General features: G+C 67.9%; 3 protein-coding genes. All 3 read right to left on the bottom strand.

The genetic code is table 11. The annotated features are described in order from the left end of the window. Positions 1–48: 48 nt before the first annotated feature. On the bottom strand, positions 49–1,818 hold the full coding sequence (locus VGX25_RS26795) for an ABC transporter substrate-binding protein (RefSeq protein ID WP_326920681.1): 1,770 nt from the start codon (positions 1,816–1,818) through the stop codon (positions 49–51). 46 nt (positions 1,819–1,864) lie between these two features. After that, complete coding sequence (locus VGX25_RS26790; protein ID WP_326920680.1) at positions 1,865–2,869, bottom strand: ABC transporter permease; 1,005 nt, start codon at positions 2,867–2,869, stop codon at positions 1,865–1,867. A 263-nt stretch (positions 2,870–3,132) separates the two neighbouring features. Further along, positions 3,133–3,690, bottom strand: coding sequence for a uridine kinase (locus VGX25_RS26785; protein ID WP_326920679.1), 558 nt, complete (start codon positions 3,688–3,690; stop codon positions 3,133–3,135). Between the last annotated feature and the right edge of the window lie 200 nt (positions 3,691–3,890).

Here is a 3,890-nt window from a genome sequence, read left to right as displayed (position 1 = left end):
CCGCGGGCCGGCCGCCCTCACCGGTCACCAATGTGCCGTCACGGCACACTACGCGACGCCGAGCGCCAGGTAGTCGTAGTAGCCGTAGGCCTCGTTGATGAACACGTTGGTCAGGCCCTGCGGCCGGACCAGCAGTGCCTTGGCGAACACACCGGGAAGGATGAAGGCCTCTTCCATGACCTTCTTGTCGATCTGGCCCCAGATCTGCTCGCGCTTGCTGCGGTCGGTCTCGGCCAGCGCCTGGTCGATCATCTTGTCGACCTCGGGGATCCGGACGCTGATGTTCGACGAGCCACCGGTCTCCCGGATGACCCGGCTGTCGACGATCTGCGACAGGAAGCCGAAGCCGTCGTTCCAGTCGGCGCCCCACCCGTTGACGCACAGGCCGAGGCCGTTGGCCACGACGTACGGCGGGTTGCCGCAGAACTGGGCGAAGTAGTCACCCGCCGGGAACGGCGCGAGGGTCAGCTCGATCCCGACCCGCTTGAGCGACTGCTGCAGCGACTCGGCCGTGGCCTTCTCCTTGGGCCGCTCGGCCCGATAGCCGATCTTGGTCGCGAACCCGTTGGGCTGGCCGCACTTTTGCAGGTGCTCCTTGGCCTTGTTGATGTCGCCCTTGTTGTCCTGGCTGGGGTAGAGGTCGAACTTCTGGTAGCCGGGGATCTGCGGCGGCATGATCGTGGTCGCGATGTCGCCACCGGCGACCTCGCCACCGTAGGCGGTCTGGTAGCCGGTGCGGTCGGCCGCGTACAGGACCGCCTTGCGGCAGTCGACGTTGTCCAGCGGCTTGACCGTGCCGGTGACCGAGGTGTACCAGAGCCGGGCGATGGTCGGGTTGTCACCGCGGGCCTTCAGGGCCGGGTCGGACAGCACGCGGCCCTGCGCGGCCGGCTGGACGCCGGTGCCGGGGATGTCGATGTGCAGGTCACCGGAGATGACCCGGTTGTCGATGTCGTCGGCGTTGACGTTCAGGTCGACCTCGTAGCGGTCCGGCAGCGCCTTGCGGTTCGGGTCGGTCGCCGGGTCCCACTGGTCGTTGCGCACCAGAACCATCCGCTTGCCCGGCTCGTAGCTCTCGAACTTGTACGGGCCGGTGGAGATCACGTGCTCGCGGTACTTGGCGCCGGTGTCCTTGGCCTGGGGCACCGGGACCGTCTGCGGCAGCTGCGCCAGGTAGTCGAAGCCACCGAACGGCTGGTTGAGATGGAAGACGATCGTGTAGTCGTCCGGGGTCTCGATCGCCTGGTTGGTGTCGAGGTTCGGCGTCTTGTACGGACCCTTGTAGCCCTCCGGCAGGTTGAGGAACTGCTCGAAGTAGGCCGGTCCGTTCGGGAAGGTCTCCTTGTCGGTGGAGCGCAGCACCGCGTACTTGACGTCCTTGGCCTTCACCTCGGTGCCGTCCTCGAACTTCACGCCCTTGCGGATCTTGTAGGTCCACGTCTTGGCGTCGGCGCTGCCCTGGCCGAGGCTCTCGGCGAGGTCGGGGATGAGCTCGTCACTCTGCCGGCCGGGACCCGGCTTGAACATGACAAGCGAGCGTCCGTAGATCCGCAGGAAGTCCCAGTTGTAGCCGTAGTAGGTCTCGCCGGGGTCGGTCGAGTCGACATCACTGGGGTTGGCGAACTTGATCGTGCCACCCTTCTTGTCCGACGGGTTGAACACGTTGCCGATCGCCGCGTTGAACGCCGCCGTGGTCGTTCCGCCACCGCCCTGGTTGTTGTTGGTGGTTCCGCCACCACCGTCGCCACCGCAGGCGGCGAGAGCCATCGCGACGGAAGCGCCCATCGCGATCGCGGCGGTCATGCGCTTTCTGATCATCTTGCGGATGCACCCCTTCTTGTCGGGTGAGGGAAACTGACTCATCTCATCGCGATCTCGGGTCAAGCGCATCGCGCAGCCCGTCACCGAATAGGTTGAACGCCAGCACGGTTATGAAGATCGCCAAACCGGGCCACAGCACGAAGTGCGGGACGGTGTAGAACCGGACCGCCTCCGAGAGCATGCCGCCCCACGTGGGGGTGGGTGGCCGGATGCCGACCCCGAGGAACGACAGCGCCGCCTCGAACAGGATGTTCGTCGGGATCAGCAGCGTGGAGTAGACCAGGATCGGGGCCACCAGGTTCGGCAGCAGCTCCCTGAACAGGATGTACGGACCCCGGGCGCCGAGGCTGCGGGCCGCGTCGACGAACTCGCGTTCCCGCAGCGACAGCGTCTGACCGCGGACGATCCGCCCGATGTACGGCCAGTTGAAGAACCCGATGACGAAGATCAGAACCACGATGCGCAGGTTGTCGCCGGTGAAGATCCATATCTGGTCTACCCCGGCGATGACGCCGACCAGCGCGATGGCGAACACCAGCAGCGGGAACGCCAGGAAGATGTCCATCAGCCGGCTGATCACCGCGTCGACCCAGCCGCCGAAGTACCCGGAGACGACCCCCATGGCCGTGCCGATCGTGACCGACAGCAGCGTGGCCAGGAACGCGATCAGCAGCGAGATCCACGAGCCGGCGTAGATCCGGGTCAGGATGTCGCGGCCGTTGAGTGGCTCGACGCCCAGCGGGTGGTCCCAGCTCATCCCGCCGAAGGTGCCCTTCGGCAACAGGGTGGATGTGTCGATCAGGTCGGCGTTGAACTTGGTCGGGTCGAGCGCCCCGAACACCTTGACCAGCAGGAAGGCGCTCACCGCGATCACCAGCAGCACGATGACCACGCCGCCGCCGATCATGGCGACCTTGTCCCGCTTGAGGCGCAGCCAGGCGATCTGACCGAGCGAGCGGCCCTGGATGGCCTTGCCGCTCATTCCCGCCAGTGACGCTTCCGGTGGAGCGGTCGCGGTCGCGTCGGTGACCTCGAGCGGCGTCGTCATAGCGCGATCCGTCCCGGCCGCCTGAGCTCACACGCGGCGCGTTGACGGGGTCGCGCGACACGCGGGTAGGCCATTCGCGCACTCCTCGACTTGTCACGGGATCGCCGTACGGTCGCCGACCTTATCCCTTACGTTCTTCATCCCTTAACCACGGGAGGTCACGATCCGGCCAAGGATCGCACAACGTATCGAAACCGCAGCCTCCCGGCCACGCGACGTAACCTGGGTCGTCCGTTCGTCGGACAGATTTCCGTCGGCCCGAATCAATTCTGGGAAAAGTGAACGTCGGCCGCTTCCCGGGTCCCGTCGACGGCGAACCACCCCGCCTCGAACCGCTGCCACGCCCGCAATGGCCCCCGGCACGCCTCCCCGTCGCGTGCCACGGCCCGCTCCAGCCGCAGCCCCGGGTCGGCGACCTCGCACCAGATCAACCTCGACAGCCGCGCCCGCACCGACCGCCGCCCGGCCGACACCCCCTCCAGCACCAGCACGTCCGGAACCCCGACCTCCACCCACGCCCCGAGCCGCGGCACCCCGTCCACCCATTCCATCCGCCGGTAACCCCCCGGCCGCCCCTCCGCCAGCGGCGTCAGCACCCCGTCCACCAGCCGCGGCCACCACGACACCGGGTCGTCCCACGTCGCGAAGTCGTCGGTGCGCACCAGCCCCGTCTCGCGCCCACCCGCCCGCAACCCGGCCACGACCCGGTCCGCCAGCACCGACTTCCCCGACCCCGACGGCCCGTCGATCGCGATCAACCGCACCGCCCCGAGCCGCGCCGGCCCGGTCGCAAGATCACCAAGAAGATCGTCTGTGCCCATACCTACCCAGCCCCCACCGCCCCACGGTAGGGCTCCGGCAAAGTCCGGTGCCGGCCGGGTGCCCGGCGTGATGGCGCCGGGGCGTCTGACTCACCTGCGCGAACGTGGTGCCGGGGAGGCAGGGCGTGATCGCGGAGCGGCCCGGTCGGGTCGCCCGAGTCAGGTGGGAAACGACGGCTGCGCCGCGCGCTGCGTGCGGC

The sequence above is a fragment of the Actinophytocola sp. genome (assembly GCF_035942955.1).
Lineage (GTDB): Bacteria > Actinomycetota > Actinomycetes > Mycobacteriales > Pseudonocardiaceae > DASYTH01.
This window is presented reverse-complemented; position numbering and strand designations above follow the sequence as displayed.